We start from the raw sequence: 18,305 nt of genomic DNA on the forward strand, positions 1-18,305 counted from the left end.
CGGTCAGACCGGACGCTTACGTTTGAACCTCCAAAATGCTGCGCGTTGCATGTCTGGCGGCAATGACGAGCCGCGCCGCCGCATCTCGTGATACAGTGCCTTGGCAACGTCGGGTCACGACCGCACCATCCTGCCAAACGGCGGCGTGTACCGATGTCCTGAACATTTTGAACGGCGTTGCGGCGATGGTACCGGTCCTGCCATCACCGCCACCGGAAAATGCGATAGAAGCGCATATGCGGTACTTCACACCGCCGCGCCGCCCCTGTTCCGTGTCAGATGACCTACTTCCATCGAAGGTATCGCCGGGACCTGACCGAGCAGCGCCGCCGGGTCGGCTTGCCTATCTGGGTAGGTATTTGGCTGCCCAGACTGCCGCCTGGGTGCGGTTCTTGACCCCAATTTTACGATAACACGAGCGCAGATGTACCTTGACGGTATTTTCGACGATATTGAGCTTTTTCGCGATGTCCTTGTTCGAAGCGCCATCCCGCAGCTTTTGAATCACCGCCATTTCGCGGGCGCTCAGTTTGGTTTCGCGGGCAATTTCCTCCAGCGTGGCCATCCGAGGCGCAGTCGCGTCAGCGGGGTTTTCGGCCGCTGGCAGTTCGCAGACGTTTTCCAGACCGCTGGCCGTACCGTTTTCCATGCGCAGCAAATGCAGGCCGCCGGTGGACTGGGCAGCAAAGCCGGACTCGGCACTGCTGCGTTCTCTCAGCAGGCGGCTTTCCTCGGGCAGGCTGATGCGAAAGCCTTCGCGCACTGCGGAAAGCAGCCCGATCAACGATACTGCCGACAGATCGTCGGTAATGACCGCCTCGACCGAGGAACTGATCTCGTGCGAAATCTCTCCGACAACGGGGGCCGAGCCCAGAATGACCATGTTGGATTTTCCGAACCGCCGGCGGAAGGCCTCGATTTCTTCGAACGTGGGCAGATTTCCGGTCACGACATGCAGAATGGTGGTCGGAACCTCTGAATGTTCGGGAACGTCTGCAAGTGTCGGGTAGGCCCCACATACTGTCAGCCCATTCTGTGAAAGAACCGCTGTCAACGTTTCGGCAAAGAGCCGTCTTTGGGAAACAATAATAAACGACATGCGTAATTATCCCGCAAATCAAAAACCAAAAAATAAAAACCAGGGATTTGCCCGAATTGAGGGTCAAGTTCGAGCGTGCGCATCCCCATGCATCATTATCATCATACTTTTGTTGAAAATTCATCTAAAAAAAGCCAACTTCCTGAAAGAAAAGGGATAATGGTTTCCCGTAGCAACCGATGGGTGATTTGGAACATAGTGGGTATCCTTAAGGGGGAAATCCGAATCGAAAAAATGCGTGAAATGGACTAATCTATTGTTGGCGCTAACAGTGGTGAAGGTTTGTGCATCACGACCGGCACGACATTGAAAATAAAGAAAAAAGACAAAAATGCGGCAGGCTTAGTACTTAAGTATTATATCGCGCCATCTGCACGCAGAGAACGGATCAGAGGTCACGAAATGGCCCGTATCACCCGTTCGGAAGCTAATGGATTAATCCGCTTGCTGCGTTGAGGACAATTCGTTTCAAAGCATGTGGAATTCATGGTTAAGGCTGCCTGAGCCTAGGGCGTAGTACCTTGGGGGCACTTTCACTGAGGAAATTTTACTCATAGTATGTTCGAAGATTTTGAATTTCGATTGGAGGTTTATCTAGTTATTGTCTGAGCCTTTTGGGGGGTAGCATGAGTGTATTGGGTCGATCTGTTTTTTCGGCAGGTCAAATGTATCATTGTGAAGTATTGAAGAACTTTATTGGTCAGAAGTTCGCGATGTCCGCGGTTTGTCTGGACGTCACGGGCGCGCGCGTCGGGCTGACTTCGGCAGCTACGGGCGATTGCCCGGCCACGAATTTCGACGTCGAGCCGGAGACGGGCGCGCTGCGCTCGGTCGAATTGATGGACATGTCCATCGAGGACTCGTCTCTGTTGATCAACTTGTCATCCTTACAGGATGCCTATGAAGCCACGCGCCATTGGCAGGCGTATCGCTGTGAGTTCGAAAGCGGCGCCGTCGATATGTTCGCGGTCATCAGTTCCGAAACGCCTGAGATCAACGCCGAATTTCTGGCGATGATCTGGCCGGGATTGCGGCGCATGTGCATCCAGGAAACCTGTCAGTCGCTGTCAGATCTGTCCGACGATGCGATGCTGTGGATGGTCAGCCAGAAAGTCAACGCGTCGATTCTGGTTCTGGATCAGGACTGCAAGGTTCTCAAGGCCAACGCCGCCGGGCGCGATCTGATGTCCGAAGGCGTTCTGGTGCGCAACACGCCGCATGGCCTGGCCTGCGGCCGAGAAGACGAGTCGCGGCTGTTGCGCAAGGCGATCGCCGAAAGCAGCGCCGACGGTGGCCACGGCACGTCGGAATATGTCCTGATCCTGCGCGGGCCCACCAAGGCGGCACATGTCCCGCTGTCCCTGTCGCGCTATTTCGAACCCAAGAGCGGCCGTCAGCTGTTTCTGGCGATGCTGCCGATGCCGCCCGAACAGAAGCGGATCGAGAAACTGGCCATACGTCTGGGTCTGACACCATCCGAGGCGCGCGTCGCGGCCTTGATGCGGGCCGGACATTCCAACCGCAAGGCGGCCGAGATTGCCGGTCTCAAGATCGAGACTTTTAACACATACGCCAAGCGCGTCCTGTCCAAGATGAACGTGACCTGCAGGGCGGAAATGGCGCAAATGCTGACCTGGCAGTCGGCGGTGGAGCGTTCGCTATGAATATCGCAACGACACAGGACGAAAAGCAGAGGTTGAATCTGAAGATGCCGGACGGCGACGGAAAGAACATATCCGCGACGGTCCACGAGGACGATCTGGAACGCATGCGGGCCTATCTCAGTCAGGGGCTGGGCGGGTTCGCCCGGCAGGGGGACATCGTCGAGCTGCACAAGCGGATCGGCGAGAAATTCGAAAGGCTCCCAGGAGAGTTGCAGGCGCTGAATGACACAGCCGGCGACGATCGCCAGGCCGAATTCGAAGAGTTGCAGGCATCGCTGAACAGTCTCGAGGGCGCGTTGCGCATCGAACTGGCGCCGATGTTGCAGCAGGCGATCACCGAAACCCTGCAGAACGCGGATCCGGCCCGTGGCAGTGCCCGGAAAACCCTGTTCTGGGTCATTCTGGCGCTGGTTGCCGGCACCGGGATTGGCGTGGCGTTCCAGGAAACGATTCTCGGGCTGTTGTCTCAAGCTGGCAGCCTGTTGCTGGCGGTCGGCGGCGCCTGACGTTTCCACCCGTACCGGGCGCGCGGCCTGCCCGCCGCGCCCGTCCTTCGTTATTGTTAGTTTGTTATCAAGGGGCACATTATGCGCAATAGGCGAGTATTCGATGGCCAGCGCGGTTTGATCATAGCCGTGTTCGTGGCCAGCCTTTGCATCAACCTTCTGGTCCTAACGGCACCAATTTACATGCTGCAGCTGTTTTCGCGGGTGCTGTCCTCGGGCAGCATGTCGACATTGGTCGCGTTGACCATCGGCGCCGGCATCGCCCTGGTGTTCTTCATGCTGTTTGACGGGCTGCGTCAAAAGCTGATCTCACGGCTCAGTAACCGGCTCGAGGCGAATATCGGGCCCGCCATTCTGGGCGCCGTGGTCAAGGGCACTGGCGGGATTTCCGACACCCAGCCGGTGCGCGATCTGCATGAGATCCGAAGTTTCGTGATTTCGCCGATCTTCACCGCGCTGCTGGATGCGCCCTGGTCGGTGATGTTCGTCCTGCTGATCTATGCGTTCCACCCGTTGCTGGGCATCGTGGCCACCGTTGGCATCGGCATTCTGTTTCTGCTGGGCGTGATCAGCGAGCTTTCCGGCCGGGATTCGGCCAAACAGGCCTCTGAAACCGTGCGAAAGGCCAATTCAACCGCAGACGAAGTGCTGCGGAACGCAGATATCGTGCGTTCGATGGGCAAGACGCCTACGCTGGTGCGCCGTTGGCAGCAATTGTCCTTTGCCTCGATCGTGTCCGGCACCCGGGCCACCGACCGGGTGGCTGCGATGTCGTCCATGGCCAAGATGATCCGCATGTTCCTGCAGATTGCCGTCATGGCCACGGGTGTGATCCTGGTGCTGCGCGGCGAGATGGGGCCGGGCATGATGATCGCCGCCTCTATTCTGCTGGGCCGCGCGGCGGCGCCGGTGGAACAATCGATCGCCGGTTGGCGGACGTTGTTGCAGGTGCGTCTGTCGCACCAGCGGCTGAACGAGTTGCTGGCCTTGACAGAGGTCGAGCAGGCTCAGATGGAACTGCCGGAACCCGAGGGACACCTGTCGGTCGAGAATGTCACCGTGGTGTCGCCGTCGCGCCAGGATCCGCTGGTTCTGGATGTCAGCTTTCAACTCAAACCCGGCGACACACTGGGTCTGATCGGCCCATCCGGCGCCGGCAAGACAACGCTGGTGCGCGCTCTGGTCGGGCTGCAGCCACTGACCCGCGGATATATCCGCATGGATGACGCCGCGCTGACCGACTGGCCCCCAGAGCAGATCGGCCGCAATATCGGCTATCTGCCGCAGCGGGTCGAATTGTTCAACGGCACCGTCGCTGAAAATATCGCGCTGATGGATCAGGACGCCCAGCCCTCCAAGGTTGTCGAGGCGGCCAAGCGGGCCCAGGTGCATGAACTGATCCTGAGCCTGCCAGGCGGCTATAACGCGCAGGTTGGTCCGCATGGCGATTTCCTGTCCGCCGGACAGCGCCAGCGCATCGGACTGGCGCGGGCGTTCTACGGCAATCCGAAACTGATCGTGCTGGATGAGCCGAACGCCAATCTGGATCCGGCGGGCGAAGAGGCGCTGGCCGCCGGTATTCAATCCATGGCCGAGCAGGGCGCCGCGGTTGTCGTGGTCACGCATCGCATGAGCGTGCTCAAGGCACTGAACCATGCCGGGCTGATGGATCGCGGCCGGTTGGTCCGGTTCGGCAAGTCCAACGCCGTTCTGGGCGCCGAAGCCCAGCCGATGGCGGCAAAAGTCTCTGGCAACGACGAGAAATCCAAGGTCTTTGTGCTGAAACGCAAACCTGCGGACAAAGCCCGGTTGGTCGAGGAGGGCGCATCATGAGCCAGATTATTTCCATGACAAAGAAATCGGACGTGGCCCTGCGCGATCAGATGCCGAATTCGGATCGCCCGCTGGCGCAGCCGCCGACCCGCATAGGTCGTCTCGTTCTGATCCTGGTGTTGCTGATCGCCGGTTTCTGGGGCGGGCTCGGCTCGTGGGCCGCTCTGGCCCCGATCCAGAGCGCGGTGGTTGCGATGGGCAGCTTCAAGGTTTGGGGCGATCTGCCCGAGGTTCAGCATCTGGAGGGTGGTCTGATACGCGAAATTCGCGTCCGCGAAGGCGATCATGTGGATAAGGGACAGATCCTGGTGGTGCTGGCCGACACGGTTTCCAGCGCTCAGGAACGGATTCTGGCCAATCAGATGATCGGGTTGCTGGCGATGGAACTGCGTCTTCAGGCGGAATACGCCAATGACGATGAATTTGTCCTGCCTGCAGACCTGCAGGCGATGGTCACCGGAAATCCGGAATTCGAGGAACTGGTGGCCACACAGCAGGAACTGTTCCACTCGAATGACGAGATGTGGCGTGGTCAGGCGGCGATCCTGCGCGAACGCATGGCCGAGCAAAAGGAACAACTGGCGGGTCTGGCGGCGCGGCGTGCCGCGTTGGGCAGCCGGCTGGCCTTTATCCAGGACGAACTGGCGGATCTCAAGCAGCTCTACGACCGCGGGCTGATCACCAAGAGCCGCTATACCGCCCGCCGCGAGGCCGAGGTTTCGATCATGGGCGATGCCGATTACGTCGCCAGCCAGATCGACGGCGTGCGCCAGCGGGTCGCCGAGACCGAAGAGCGGATCCTGCAAATCCGTCGTGACAGAATAATGCGGATTTCCGAGGAACGTCAGAATGTTAAGCAGCAAATCTTTGAGTTGCGTCAGCGCATTGTCGCCAACGACGACATCAAGGAACGCCGGCTGATTCGGGCGCCGCTGGCCGGCCGGATCATCGATCTGCAATTCACCTCGCCGGGCGAGGTGATTCAGGATGGCGAAAAGATCCTGCAGATCGTTCCGGATGACGCGGTCTATGTCGTTGAGGGCCGCGTGCGGCCCGAAGACGTGGACCAGGTGGCCGAGGGCAACGCCGCTCGCGTGCGCCTGACGGCGTACAATTTCCGTACGACGCCGGCGGTCGAGGGCGTGGTCACCCATGTCTCGGCGGACAGTCTGACCGACAAGTCCACCGGGTTGACCTATTACGAGGTCAACATCGAGATCCCCGACGAAATGCTGGCCACGCTTCCCAATGTGGATGTTCTGCCCGGGATGCCGGCGCAGATCATGATCGCCACCGGCGAACAGACTGTAGCGGATTACCTGCTGAACCCGGTTATCGGAGGATTCGAGACAGCGCTGCGCGAAAGCGACTGAAGCCTGTCAAGACTTTCCTGAACATGTGTAGGGCGGGCCGTGTTTTAAGCACGGCCCGCCTTGTCGTTTCGGGTCGACCCGAAACGCCGCGATATCTTGTAAAAGTTTTGAAAAATAGCGTCTTTGTCCCTGAATGGGGGCAGTTCGAAGAAGCGGTTCGGCGCTTAATGGCGTCATGAGCGGTTTTTCGCTCGCGTGACTAAGCCGGTAACCGGTCTTTTTTTGAACCGCAGGTCCAACGCCGCATTTCCAATCGGCCGACCTGCAAAAACGGAGATTGATAATATGTCAGGTAAGAACCCGACCCCGTATGACTATTGGGGCGAATGCGATCCGAACAAGCCTTTTCCCGACCTCAAGGATGCGGTGCTGCAGCTCAAGGACGATGATGACATCGGCACGCTGACCTCCGATTTCGACGCGGACCATGTCGAAGCCGGCAAAGGAAACGACGCGATTTTCGGCAACGAGAATTTCAACTACATCAACGGCCAGGAAGGCCAGGACAAGCTCTGGGGCATGGCCGGCGACGACTGCATCTATGGCGGTGACGATGACGACTATCTGTACGGCTATGATGGCGACTACAACTGGCTGACCCCGTTCCCGCTGTCGGATGACGATTACCTGAACGGCGAAGCAGGCGACGACTGCCTGTGGGGCGAGCAGGGCAACGACCGCATGATCGGTGGTACCGAGAATGACGTCATGTGGGGCGGCGATGGCGATGACATCATGGCCGGTGATGACGCCACCATCGACGTCGAAAACGCCCGTGACGGCAACGACTGGATGGACGGCGGCGCAGGCAACGACTGCATGGACGGCGAAGGCGGCGACGACTGCATGTGGGGTGGCTCGGGCTACGACCTCATGTATGGCGGCACCGGCAACGACCGCATGGACGGCCAGAGCGGCGCCGACAAGATGGCCGGTGGCCTGGGCGACGACCTGATGCGTGGTGGTTCCGAAAACGACGAGATGTACGGCGACGTGCGCGTCGGACTGGGACCGAACCTGAACTATGGCACCGACACCACCAAAGACGGCAACGACTGCATGTATGGTGAAGGCGGTGACGACGAGATGGACGGCCAGGGTGGCAATGACACCATGTTTGGTGGCATTGGCCGCGACCTGATGTTCGGTGGCCGTGGCCGCGACACCATGAGCGGTGGCGAAGGCAAAGACACCATGAATGGTGACCAGGGTCACGACCTGATGCGTGGTGGCGGCGATGCCGACATCATCGACGGTGCAGCCGGCAAGGACATCATCTTTGGCGACAGCGGCAACATCTATGGCATCCGTGGCTATGACTGCGACGCCGATTGGTCCTGCCCGCCGATCGCCTTTGGTCCGCAGTCCAGCAAGCATGATGGCGACTGCCCGACCTACTGCCCGCCGGAAGGTGACACCGAGAACGAAGGTTGCGACAACATCCACGGTGGTGGCGGCGACGACCAGATCTTTGGCGAAGGCGCCGATGACCGTCTGTACGGTCAGGGTGGCGACGACTGCATCTCGGGCGGCACCGGCGATGACCTGATCAAAGGTGGCAATGGTGACGACTTTGTCCACGGCGACCAGGGCAATGACCGTATCTACGGCAACGCGGGTAACGACATCGCGTATGGCGGTTCCGGCAACGACAGAATCATGGGCAACGACGGCGACGACACGCTGAAGGGCAATGATGGCCGTGACTACATCAAAGGCGGTGAAGGCAACGACTGGGCCGAGGGCGGTAACGATTGGGACCGCATCTATGGTGAGAACGGTGACGATGTCCTGCAGGGCAACGGCGACCGTGACATGCTGAGCGGTGGTGACGGCAACGACATCATGTTCGGTGGCACCGGCTATAACGGCGTGCTCGATCTGAACCAGGATGGCGTCTGCGAAAACTACGCACCGCGTCCGGAGCTGTTCAAGCCTTATGACTGCGTTGGCGGCAAGGACGTTTCGGCATTGCCCGAACTGGATCGTGCCGATGACATGTCCGGTGGCAACGGCAACGACTTTATGTTCGGTCAGGCCGGCGATGACACCATGCGCGGCGATGCCGGCGAAGATGTCATGTTCGGGGGTGTTGGCAATGACAGCATGGACGGCGGCGCCGACGATGATGTCATGTTCGGTCAGGCCGGCGACGACACCATGAACGGTGGCACCGGCGATGACTGCATCTCGGGCGGTACCGGAAACGACACCATCAACGGCGACAACGGCGATGACTTCATCACCGGCGGCGAAGGCGATGATGATCTGACCGGCGGCAACGGCAAGGATGTGTTCTTCTCCGACCTGAAACTGTCCTGGGATGGCGAGAAGTTCGCGTTCAGCTCGAATGACGGCACCGACATCATCCGCGACTTCGACTTCAACGAAGATCAGGATGTGCTTGGCTTCCGTGTTCATGTCGATCCGAGCGCCGATGGTCTGCTGGGCGACACCATGGCCCAGATCCGCACCAAGATCTTCGAGTTGCTGGACGATGCGGCGACGGTCACCGAAGGTGACGCGGGTGTTGGCACCTCGGCTGCTGATACCACCATCGAGATCGGTGGGCACAAGCTGATCCTGCAGGACATCAACTGGCAGGACGTTGTGGACTTCGACTTCCCGGCGACCACGTTCACTTCGCTGGGTCAGGACGCCAACCCGCAGGGCGGCGTGGGCATCAATGCCACCGCAAACGGTCTGGACTCGGGCGGGTACACCGCTGTCGGCTCCTGGGATGCAGAAAACGATCTGTACTGCCCGAAATGCCCCGAGGTGACAGACTACTACTGCCTGCAAACCGAGGCCTAAACCCCGGAAAAGATTGTCCGGTGTATCCTTGATACATCGGGCAATCTTGCGCCCCTGTTCAGACGTCTCCAGTAGATCCCCCCAATGGGCTCCTGCAGAGATTTTTGGACGGGGCGTTTTTCGTTCGCGGCGTGTTACATTCGGCGGGGTGATCCCGCGCGGCCGGCAGACGCCCGGCCTGTTTGCTGTTCCTGCCAGGGTGGTGCGGCCTTTGGCGCGTCAGCTGCGCATTTTGCTGCCGCCCGCATCATAGATCGGGCCGTCCAGAACGGTTGCCTCGCGGAACTTGCCCAAGATTTCCACCTGCAGCGCAGTGCCCGGTTCGGCATGGTCGGTGGTCACATAGCCCATCGCCATGGATTTTCCGACACGGTGCCCATAGCCGCCGGACGAAACATAGCCGACCGCCGTGCCATCCCTTAGAATCGCTTCGTCGCCAGATACGTCGATGCCGGTGACGTCGATGGTCATGGTCACCAATTTGCGCGCCGGGCCGTTTTGGCGGGCCTGCAGCGTCGCCGCCCTGCCGACGAAATCCTTGTTCCAGTTGATAAACGCATCCATGCCGCATTCGACCGCGTTGAAGTCGGGGCGGTATTCCTGCGTCCAGACACCCCAGCCCTTTTCCAGCCGCATCGACATCAACGCCCGCGCGCCATACCAGCGATAGCCCAGATCGGTACCGGCCTCTTCGATGGCCTCGGCCAGGCGCAACAGATATTGCGGCTTGCAATAGATCTCGTACCCCAATTCGCCGCTGAAAGAGATTCGGTTCAGGATCACCGGCACGCCGGCGACGAATGTTTGGCGCAGATCACGGAACCTGAAAGCCTCGGCACGAACATCGTCGCGGGTGATCCGCGCCAGCAGGTCCCGCGAATTCGGCCCCGAAAGCGCAATACCGTGCCAGTCATCGCTGAGATTGGCATAGGCCACATCCGCTGGCAGGTCGCGTTCAAACCAGCGCCGGTGGGCGTTCTGCATGGCGCCCGAGCCGAACAGCATGAAATGATCCTCGGCCAGGCAGCCCACGGTCAGATCGCCGTAAAGGCGGCCCCCGGGTGTCAGCATCGGGGTCAGGGTCAGCCGGCCCGGTTTCGGCACGTGGCCCGCCAGCACCCGGTCGAGATAGGCGCGCGCGCCGGGGCCGGTGAACGCGTGTTTGGCGAAATTCGCGATCTCGATGCCGCCGACCGCCTGCTGCACGGCTTTGACCTCGCGCGCGACATAGTCATGGCTGCGATTGCGCTGAAAGCTCGGCTCTTCATGGGCGTCATCGGGCCCGTCTGCGAACCACAACGCGTTTTCCAGGCCGAAGCTCTGATCCATCACGGCCCCCTTGGCCCGCAGGCGGTCAAAAAGCGCGGTGGTCTTTTGCCTCCGTCCTTTGGGCAGGGTTTCATTGGGAAAGGTCATGACAAAGCGACGTTCGTAGTTTTCCGACGATTTCACCGTGCCCCAGTCGGGCGTTGCAAACTCGCCGAACCGCGCCACGTCCATGGCCCAGACGTCGATCGAGGGTTCGCCGTCGATCATCCATTCGGCCATTGTCAGCCCGACGCCGCCGCCCTGGCAGAACCCGGCCATGACGCCCACCGCGACCCAGTAATTCCGCATCCCCGGCACCGGGCCGATCATCGGGTTGCCATCGGGGCCAAAGGTGAAGGGGCCGTTGATCATGTCCTTGATGCCAGCCGCGCCGATGGCCGGGATGCGCTCGAACGACATCTCCAGCCGGTCGGCAATGCGGTCCAGATCGGGCTGCAACAGTTCGTGTCCGAAATCCCAAGGCGTGCCCTCCACCTTCCACGGTGTCGAATTGGGCTCGTAAGTGCCCAAAAGCATGCCGTGCCGTTCCTGCCGGAAATAGATATTGGCCTCATAGTCGATCCCCGCCGGCAGCCGCCCGGCCTCGCCCATCGCTGCCATGCGCTCGGCGATCATCGGGATCTTTTCGGTGATCAGATAATGGTGCTCCATCGGCTGAACCGGCAGGTGGAGGCCCGACATATGCCCGACCTCGCGCGCCCAGAGACCGCCGCAATTGACCACCTGCTCGGCATTGATCATGCCTTTGGGCGTGGTCAGGTCCCAACTGCCATCAGGGCGCTGGCGCATATTGGTGACACCGCAATGGGTAAAATACCGGGCACCATGCGCACGCGCCGATTTGGCAAAGGCATAGGTCGCGCCCGAGGGGTCGAGATCGCCGTCCTGTTCGTCCCAGAGCGCGGCATAATAGTGCTTGGGGTCGATCAGCGGGTGCCGCTCGGCCAGCTCGGCCGGGCTGATGAATTCCTGATGCAACCCCATATAGCGCGCCTTGGACCTTTCGCGCTTGAGATAGTCGTACCATTCCCGGGTCGATGCGGCATAGAATCCGCCGGTGATATGCAGCCCGACAGAATGCCCCGAGGTTTCTTCGATCTCCTTGTAAAGGTCGATCGTATAGCTCTGCAGGCGGCTGATATTGGGGTCCGAACTGATCGTATGAATCTGCCCCGCCGCATGCCACGAACTGCCGCTGGTCAGTTCGTCCCGCTCCAGCAGGACCGCATCCTTCCAGCCGAGCTTGGCCAGGTGAAACAGGATCGAGCAGCCAACGACGCCACCGCCGATCACCACCACCTTGGCATGAGACGGAAGAGCCTTGCCGCCGCCTTGCGTATCCGTCTGAATGTCGGGCATCGGGCTCTCCTGTGTTCACTGGGGCTGGACTTGCAGAAAACCGGGCAGGGCATACCCGTTCGATCCGGCGCCCAGGGCGCGGCGCCGAGCCTTCCACGGGTCGAATCGGTGGCGCCCCAGCATGTCGGTTCTCCGGGTTGGCGGCCCGCTAAGTCATTCAAAAAGAATGCGTAATTCAGGTGGCCGCGCTGTTCGGAAAAACTGTATCGCAGAGATATCCCCTTGACTATATGTGGCGATCACCCGGTGCCTGGAGCGTCGTCTGCCTGCCGTGCTGCGCCCCGTGTCATACGGAAACGGCACCCAGCAGATCCGCCTTGTCGATATCGGCCTTGGGACCGTGCAGCAACACGTCGCCGCGGCGCAGAACAAAGAACTGGTCGGCCAGTTCATAGGCAAACTCGAAATACTGCTCGACCAGCACAATCGCCATGTCGCCCTGATCGCGCAGGTGCCGGATGACCGCACCGATTTCCTGAATGACATTGGGCTGGATGCCCTCGGTCGGCTCGTCCAGCAACAGCAATCTGGGCCGGGTGATCAGGGCACGGGCGATGGCCAGTTGCTGCTGTTGCCCCCCCGACAGATCGCCGCCGCGCCGGGCCTGCATCCGTTTCAGAACCGGAAACAGCTCGAACATCTCTTCGGGCACCCGGTGACGGTCGCGCGGCAGGCAGGCGAACCCGGTTTCCAGGTTTTCGCGCACGGTCAGCAGCGGAAAGATCTCGCGTCCCTGGGGCACACAGGCCACCCCTTTACGGGCCAGGACATGCGCGGGCAGCACGCCCAATTCCTCGCCATCCAGCCAGACCTGACCCGCGGAGCGCGGGTGATTGCCCGAGATTGCCTTGATCAGGCTGGTCTTGCCGACACCGTTGGTGCCCATCACGCAGGTGACCTCGCCCATCCGGGCCTGCATCGAGATGCCGTTCAGGATTTGCGAATGGCCGTAATGCAGTGTCAGGTCTTGCAGTTTCAACATGGTTCAGCGCCCCAGATAGACATCGATTACGTTCTGATTTGCGGTCACGTGGTCCAGGCTGCCCTCGGCCAGCACCGCGCCCTCGTGCAGAACCGTGACCCGGCAATCCAGGCGGCGGACGAACTCCATGTCATGTTCCACCACCACCACGGCGCGGGTCTCGGCAGCCTGCAGCAGAATATCGGTCGTCTGTTCGCGCTCGGCCGGGGTCATTCCCGCGGCGGGCTCATCCACCAGCAACAGCCGTGGTTCCTGCGCCAGCAGCATGCCGATCTCCAGCCATTGTTTCTGCCCGTGGCTCAGTTCGCCCGAGCGGCGCAGCAGGGCTGCGGCCAGCCCGATCCGGTCGGCCAGTTCGGCGACCTTGTCCAGATCGCCCGAACTGGGCCGAAACGCCAGGACCGACAGCCAGCCGCGCGGTTTCTTCAGGGCCATCAGCAGGTTTTCCTGCACCGTCTGATCCTCGAAAACGGTAGGTTTCTGGAACTTGCGGCCAATGCCGGCCTGTGCGATCTGCGCTTCGTTCATCTTGAGCAGGGATACCGATTTCTCGCCCCACAGGATGCGGCCCTCGTCGGGTTTGGTCTTGCCGGTCACGATGTCCATGAAGGTGGTCTTGCCAGCACCATTGGGGCCGATTACCGCGCGCAATTCGGCCTCGGCGATCTGAAAGGACAGGTTGTTGATGGCGCGGAACCCGTCAAAGGTGACGGACACGCCGGACACTTCCAGCAGGGTGCTCATTGGCTGGCCTCCTTTTCGCGCAATGCGCCATCATCCGGCCCCAGATCGGCGCCATGGCGGTCGGGCGTGCGGCGCTGGGTCCACAGATCGACCAGCCCGCCCATGCCCTTGGGGGCAAACAGGGTCACGGCGACAAAGGCCAGCCCCAGCAGAACAAGCCACCAGTCGACCCATTTGAGGGTATAGAAACCCAGCGGGATGTCGGGCGCCTGTCCGCCGGTGAACCAGGTCGACAACAGGCTGACCGAGGCCGCGCCGATCACCGCGCCATAAAGCCGGCCCCGCCCGCCGATGGCGACCCAGACCGCCAGATAGATCGAGGCGATCGGGGCGATCTCGGCCGGGTTGATGATGCCCGCCTGCGGATAGTAAAGCGCGCCGGCGATGGCCGAGATACAAGCGGTCAGCGTGAACACCACCAGCTTATAGGTCTCGACGGAATAGCCCAGAAACCGCACGCGGGCCTCGTTGTCGCGGATGCCGCGAACCACCGAGCCGAACTTGCCCGATACGATCCACGCGGCCAGCACATATCCCGCCGCCAGCGCCAGCGCCGATCCCCACAGGAACCACAGGGACACGACGGCCTGCGAGGCGGTCACCCCGGGCAGGTTCTGCAGGCCCGACAAGCCGTTATTGCCACGCAACCCGCTGTCGTTCTGAAACAGGTACAGCGCCAGTGCCAGGGTCATCGCCTGCATCAGGATCGACAGATAGACCCCGGTGACGCGGCTGCGAAAGGCCAGCCAGCCAAAGACCAGCGCCAGGAGGCCGGGCACCAGCAAAACCATTGCCAGTTGCAGCCCCAGACTGTCGGCAAATCCCCAGATTAGGGGAAAGTCGCTGGAACCGACGACACCGAAAATCTGGTTGCCGATGGCGTCGACGATCTCGGTTTCCGTCGGCGGTATCTCGGATTGCGCCAATGCGCCGGCGACGATCAGGCGCGTGCGCTCGTACATCAGCCACATGCCGATCATATAGCCGCCCAGTCCGAAAAACGCGAAATGTCCGAGGCTGAGAATGCCCGCAAAGCCCCAGATCAGATCCATCGCGATGGCAATCAGGCACAGGCACAGCGTCTTGCCCAGGGCCTTGACGAAACTGGTCGAGATCACGCCGATGCCAAAGCCTTCTGACAGCACCGTGACACTCAGGGTGAACAGGGCCAGCAGGGCCAGAAAGACCAGCACGGACGGGTTTTTGGCGATAAAGGAACGTTGCATGGTTCAATCCCCCGCTGCGCGGCCCTTGAGGGCGATGATGCCCCTGGGACGGAACTGGATGAAAATGATGATGAAGACGATCATGTAGGTCTGGGCGGCCAGCGTGTTGGATGGGTTCAGCCACTCGATGCCTTTTTGCAGAAACCCGATCATCGCGGCCCCGGCCAGCGTGCCCCAGATATTGCCGACACCGCCGACCACCACGGTCATAAAGCTTTGCACGATATAATCCGAACCCAGTTCCGAGGTGACCTTGGCAAACAATCCGATGGCGACGCCGGCAACCCCGGCAATGCCCGATCCCAGCCCAAAGGTCAGCATGTTGACCCGGCCCGGATTGATCCCCATCGCCGCCGCCATGCGCGGGTTCTGCGTCACGGCGCGGGTTTCCAGGCCCAGCCGGGTGCGTTTCATGATGAACAGGAACAGACCCAGGAAGACAAAGGCCAGGACAAAGATCGCGATGCGGATATAGCTGATCGCCACCACATCGTTCAGCACCAGCGCGCCGTCCAGCCAGGCCGGCGACGTCAGCGGCCGCGCCTGGGTGCCAAAGATGTTCTTGGCCAGCTGTTGCAGCGCGATCGAGATGCCGAAGGTTGCCAGCAGGGTTTCCAGCGGGCGGGCATAGAGCCAGCGGATCACCAGCCGTTCCATCGCCACACCGGCGGCAAAGGTGACGGCAAAGGCCAGCGGGATCGCCAGGATGATCGACAGCGTGTGATCGGGAACGATCTGCTGCACGACATAGCCGGTATAGGCGCCCATCATGATAAACTCGCCATGCGCCATATTGATCACCCCCATAACGCCAAAGGTGATGGCCAGACCGATGGCCGCCAGGAAATAGATCGAGGCCAGCGACAGCGCGTCCAGCGTCAGATCCAGCGTCTGGTTCAACCCGACGCGCAGGTCGATGTCACGCAGGGCCTGCACGGCCGCCGCCGTTACCGCCGCCGAAGGTTCGGCATAGGCATCGTAAAACACATGGGCCTGCAGGCTGGCGTCGATCTGCGCCTCCGTGACAGGGGCGGCCACCTGTCCGGTTTCGGCCAGGGCCCGATAGGCGCGCAGGCGGGCGGCATCCGTGTCCAGCCCGGCCACGGCAAATCCTGCGACGCGCCCGGCAACGATGTGCTGGGCCAGGGCCTGACGCATCTCGGCGCGGTCCACGCGGGCCGAGGCCAACCCTTTGGCGACCAGCAGGTCATAGGCCTGATCGCGCGAAAATCCGGGGTCTCCGGGCTGCAGCACCGCCGCCGGGTTCACCCCGGGCGGCACCGCACCCGGTGCCGCATCGCGCCGGGTGGCAACCAGCGGGTTCAGGGCCGAGCGCAGATCGACGCCCAGATCGCCCGACATTTCGCCGATCGCGGCAACGCGGGCGTCGGTGTCGGCGCCGTGACCGATGATCAACAGCCGCAACTGCCGTTCCTTTTGCGCCTTTAGCGGGGCATCCGTCTCGGTGGCCAGCGCGGCGCGCAGGGGCGCGATCAGGCCGGCATCCGGTGCGCGCTGGATGGCGACAAGGGCCGCGGCGCGCTTTTCCGGGTCCGGGTCGGTCAGTTGGAAACGCACCAGCGCGGTTGCGATCAGCGCCCGCACGCCGCTGTTGGGCTTGAGCTGTTTCAACTCGGATCTGGCGGCCTGACCGACCGCCTGGCCGCTGTCGAAATCATAAAGTCGATAGGTCTTGTCCCCGGATTTTTCGGCGCGAAAAAACAGGCCGTCCGCCCGGCGCATCCACAAGTCCTTGGCCGCCCAGGCCTCTAGAACCGCCTGGGCCTGTGGCAGACCGCTTTCGGCGATCGCAGTGATGGCGGGGCCAATCGTCTTGCGTGAGCTTTTGGCGATAGTGGTCTGATTATCCTGTAATATGACCTGAATGCCACCCTCTTGGGCCGCAGCGGGCAGGCACAGGAACAGCAGCGCAAAAAGCGCGGAAGAGAGATGTTTCATGTCAACGGGGTCCGTGTGTCGCGAAAGGGGGCGCCACGGCCCCCTTTCCTTGGTCGGGGATCAGTAGTTGGACAGGGTCTGTACGCAGATCTCGGTCTGGGTGTTGTACATGCCGCAACCCAGATCCTTCCAATCCGATTTCAGCACCGCCGATTCCGGCAGATAATCGGTCCAGGCATCGCCCGGAACCTCTTCGGTCTGGCTGATGATGTCGAACTGGCCATCGTCCTGGATTTCGCCGATCAGCACCGGCTTGGCCAGGTGATGGTTGGGCAGCATCACCGCAGTGCCACCGGTCAGGTTCGGGAATTCCTGTCCGTACATCGCCGCGCGCACCGCGTCGATCTCGGTGCTGCCGGCCGCGGTGGCGGCATTCACCCACATGTTGAACCCGATGTAATGCGCCTCCATCGGGTCGTTGGTGACGCGATCCTCGCCCATGCGCGCCTGCCAGGTCTGCACGAATTCGGCGTTGACCTCGGTATCGGCCGACTGGAAATAGTTCCAGGCGGCCAGGTGCCCGACCAGGTTGGCGGTATCCAGACCCGACAACTCTTCTTCGCCAACCGAAAAGGCCACGACCGGAATGTCATCCGCCGACACGCCGGCGGCGGCCAGTTCCTTGTAGAACCCGATATTGGCGTCGCCATTGATGGTCGAGATTACTCCCACCTTTTTGCCGTCCGCCCCCAGCGCGACCACGTCGGCGACGATCTTGGACCAGTCGGAATGGCCAAAGGGCGTGTAGTTCACAAAAATGTCGGACTCGGCGATGCCTTTGGAGGTCAGATAGCTCTGCAGGATGTTGTTGGTCGTGCGCGGATAGACATAGTCGGTGCCCAGCAGCGCGAATTTTTCGACGCCCAGTTCTTCGAGGAAATAGTCGGTCGCCGGAATCGCCTGCTGGTTGGGGGCGGCGCCGGTATAGAACACGTTTTTCGAGGATTCTTCGCCCTCGTATTGCACCGGATAGAACAACAGCCCGTTCAGTTCCTCGATCACCGGCAGCACCGATTTGCGGCTGACTGAGGTCCAGTTGCCAAAGATCACGTCGACCTCGTGCACGGTCAGCAATTCGCGGGCCTTTTCGGCAAAGAGCGGCCAATCCGAGGCCGGGTCGACGACCACGGCTTCGAGTTGCTTGCCCAGCAGGCCGCCCTTTGCGTTCTGCTGCTCGATCAGCATCAGAACCGTGTCCTTGAGCGTGGTTTCGGAAATGGCCATCGTGCCGGACAGAGAATGCAGGACGCCGACCTTGATCGTGTCTTCAGAGGCCAGGGCTGCGGTGGACAGCGCGGCAAAGACCAGCGATCCGGCGAGCGTGGATTTCAGAATGTTCATGCTTTTCTCCTGGCGGAAACGCCGGTGGGGCCTTGCGCGCCTGCGCGGACTTCCCTTAGCTGTTTCCGCAACTTCG

General features: G+C 61.2%; 13 protein-coding genes. 5 read left to right on the plus strand and 8 right to left on the minus strand.

The window, feature by feature from the left end; genetic code table 11:
• Positions 1–343: 343 nt before the first annotated feature.
• The gene (locus ACFMPD_RS01755) at positions 344–949 is read right to left on the minus strand and encodes a response regulator transcription factor (RefSeq protein ID WP_380991103.1); all 606 of its coding nucleotides are present in this window, start codon (positions 947–949) and stop codon (positions 344–346) included.
• 101 nt (positions 950–1,050) lie between these two features.
• Positions 1,051–1,182 (minus strand): hypothetical protein, encoded by a 132-nt coding sequence (locus ACFMPD_RS01760; RefSeq protein WP_380991106.1) that lies wholly within the window; start codon positions 1,180–1,182, stop codon positions 1,051–1,053.
• A 630-nt stretch (positions 1,183–1,812) separates the two neighbouring features.
• Between ACFMPD_RS01760 and ACFMPD_RS01765 the strand changes: the two genes are divergently transcribed.
• The 5 genes from ACFMPD_RS01765 (at position 1,813) to ACFMPD_RS01785 (ending at position 9,289) form a co-directional block, all read left to right on the plus strand.
• A complete protein-coding gene (locus tag ACFMPD_RS01765) occupies positions 1,813–2,763 on the plus strand; it encodes a helix-turn-helix transcriptional regulator (RefSeq protein ID WP_380991109.1) in 951 nt (316 codons plus the stop codon).
• Positions 2,760–3,269 (plus strand): hypothetical protein, encoded by a 510-nt coding sequence (locus ACFMPD_RS01770; protein ID WP_380991112.1) that lies wholly within the window; start codon positions 2,760–2,762, stop codon positions 3,267–3,269. The genes ACFMPD_RS01765 and ACFMPD_RS01770 overlap by 4 nt, the downstream gene beginning before the upstream one ends.
• 81 nt (positions 3,270–3,350) lie before the next feature.
• Entirely contained in the window at positions 3,351–5,102 is a 1,752-nt protein-coding gene (locus tag ACFMPD_RS01775) for a type I secretion system permease/ATPase (RefSeq protein WP_380991115.1), read from the plus strand.
• The gene (locus ACFMPD_RS01780) at positions 5,099–6,475 is read left to right on the plus strand and encodes an HlyD family type I secretion periplasmic adaptor subunit (protein ID WP_380991118.1); all 1,377 of its coding nucleotides are present in this window, start codon (positions 5,099–5,101) and stop codon (positions 6,473–6,475) included. Before ACFMPD_RS01775 ends, ACFMPD_RS01780 begins: the two co-directional genes overlap by 4 nt.
• A 285-nt stretch (positions 6,476–6,760) precedes the next feature.
• Positions 6,761–9,289: a calcium-binding protein gene (locus ACFMPD_RS01785; RefSeq protein ID WP_380991121.1), complete on the plus strand. Its 2,529-nt coding sequence runs from the start codon at positions 6,761–6,763 to the stop codon at positions 9,287–9,289.
• A 219-nt stretch (positions 9,290–9,508) separates the two neighbouring features.
• On the opposite strand, the gene ACFMPD_RS01790 is transcribed toward ACFMPD_RS01785, so the two are convergent.
• The 6 genes from ACFMPD_RS01790 to urtA all read right to left on the minus strand — a co-directional run bounded on the left by ACFMPD_RS01790 (position 9,509) and on the right by urtA (position 18,229).
• The gene (locus ACFMPD_RS01790; protein WP_380991124.1) at positions 9,509–11,977 is read right to left on the minus strand and encodes a GcvT family protein; all 2,469 of its coding nucleotides are present in this window, start codon (positions 11,975–11,977) and stop codon (positions 9,509–9,511) included.
• Between the two features lie 286 nt (positions 11,978–12,263).
• Positions 12,264–12,959 (minus strand): urea ABC transporter ATP-binding subunit UrtE, encoded by a 696-nt coding sequence (gene urtE, locus ACFMPD_RS01795; RefSeq protein WP_380991127.1) that lies wholly within the window; start codon positions 12,957–12,959, stop codon positions 12,264–12,266.
• A 3-nt stretch (positions 12,960–12,962) separates the two neighbouring features.
• Positions 12,963–13,703 carry an urea ABC transporter ATP-binding protein UrtD gene (gene urtD, locus ACFMPD_RS01800; RefSeq protein WP_380991130.1) on the minus strand — a complete coding sequence of 247 codons (741 nt, stop codon included), beginning with the start codon at positions 13,701–13,703 and terminating at the stop codon, positions 12,963–12,965.
• Positions 13,700–14,929, minus strand: coding sequence for an ABC transporter permease subunit (locus ACFMPD_RS01805; RefSeq protein ID WP_380991133.1), 1,230 nt, complete (start codon positions 14,927–14,929; stop codon positions 13,700–13,702). The genes urtD and ACFMPD_RS01805 overlap by 4 nt, the downstream gene beginning before the upstream one ends.
• A 3-nt stretch (positions 14,930–14,932) precedes the next feature.
• A complete protein-coding gene (gene urtB, locus ACFMPD_RS01810; protein ID WP_380991136.1) occupies positions 14,933–16,888 on the minus strand; it encodes an urea ABC transporter permease subunit UrtB in 1,956 nt (651 codons plus the stop codon).
• A 60-nt stretch (positions 16,889–16,948) separates the two neighbouring features.
• Positions 16,949–18,229, minus strand: coding sequence for an urea ABC transporter substrate-binding protein (gene urtA, locus ACFMPD_RS01815; RefSeq protein WP_380991139.1), 1,281 nt, complete (start codon positions 18,227–18,229; stop codon positions 16,949–16,951).
• Positions 18,230–18,305 lie beyond the last annotated feature (76 nt).

Origin of the sequence: Sedimentitalea sediminis, assembly GCF_042687825.1 — a bacterium.
Taxonomy (GTDB): Bacteria; Pseudomonadota; Alphaproteobacteria; order Rhodobacterales; family Rhodobacteraceae; genus Sedimentitalea.

Bases quoted from the DNA above. Each gene is read 5' to 3' on its own strand.
- ACFMPD_RS01760 (WP_380991106.1), bottom strand. From the start codon at position 1,182: ATGCGCACGCTCGAACTTGACCCTCAATTCGGGCAAATCCCTGGTTTT.
- ACFMPD_RS01765 (WP_380991109.1), top strand. From the start codon at position 1,813: ATGTCCGCGGTTTGTCTGGACGTCACGGGCGCGCGCGTCGGGCTGACT.
- ACFMPD_RS01770 (WP_380991112.1), top strand. From the start codon at position 2,760: ATGAATATCGCAACGACACAGGACGAAAAGCAGAGGTTGAATCTGAAG.
- ACFMPD_RS01775 (WP_380991115.1), top strand. From the start codon at position 3,351: ATGCGCAATAGGCGAGTATTCGATGGCCAGCGCGGTTTGATCATAGCC.
- ACFMPD_RS01780 (WP_380991118.1), top strand. From the start codon at position 5,099: ATGAGCCAGATTATTTCCATGACAAAGAAATCGGACGTGGCCCTGCGC.
- ACFMPD_RS01785 (WP_380991121.1), top strand. From the start codon at position 6,761: ATGTCAGGTAAGAACCCGACCCCGTATGACTATTGGGGCGAATGCGAT.
- ACFMPD_RS01790 (WP_380991124.1), bottom strand. From the start codon at position 11,977: ATGCCCGACATTCAGACGGATACGCAAGGCGGCGGCAAGGCTCTTCCG.
- urtE (WP_380991127.1), bottom strand. From the start codon at position 12,959: ATGTTGAAACTGCAAGACCTGACACTGCATTACGGCCATTCGCAAATC.
- urtD (WP_380991130.1), bottom strand. From the start codon at position 13,703: ATGAGCACCCTGCTGGAAGTGTCCGGCGTGTCCGTCACCTTTGACGGG.
- ACFMPD_RS01805 (WP_380991133.1), bottom strand. From the start codon at position 14,929: ATGCAACGTTCCTTTATCGCCAAAAACCCGTCCGTGCTGGTCTTTCTG.
- urtB (WP_380991136.1), bottom strand. From the start codon at position 16,888: ATGAAACATCTCTCTTCCGCGCTTTTTGCGCTGCTGTTCCTGTGCCTG.
- urtA (WP_380991139.1), bottom strand. From the start codon at position 18,229: ATGAACATTCTGAAATCCACGCTCGCCGGATCGCTGGTCTTTGCCGCG.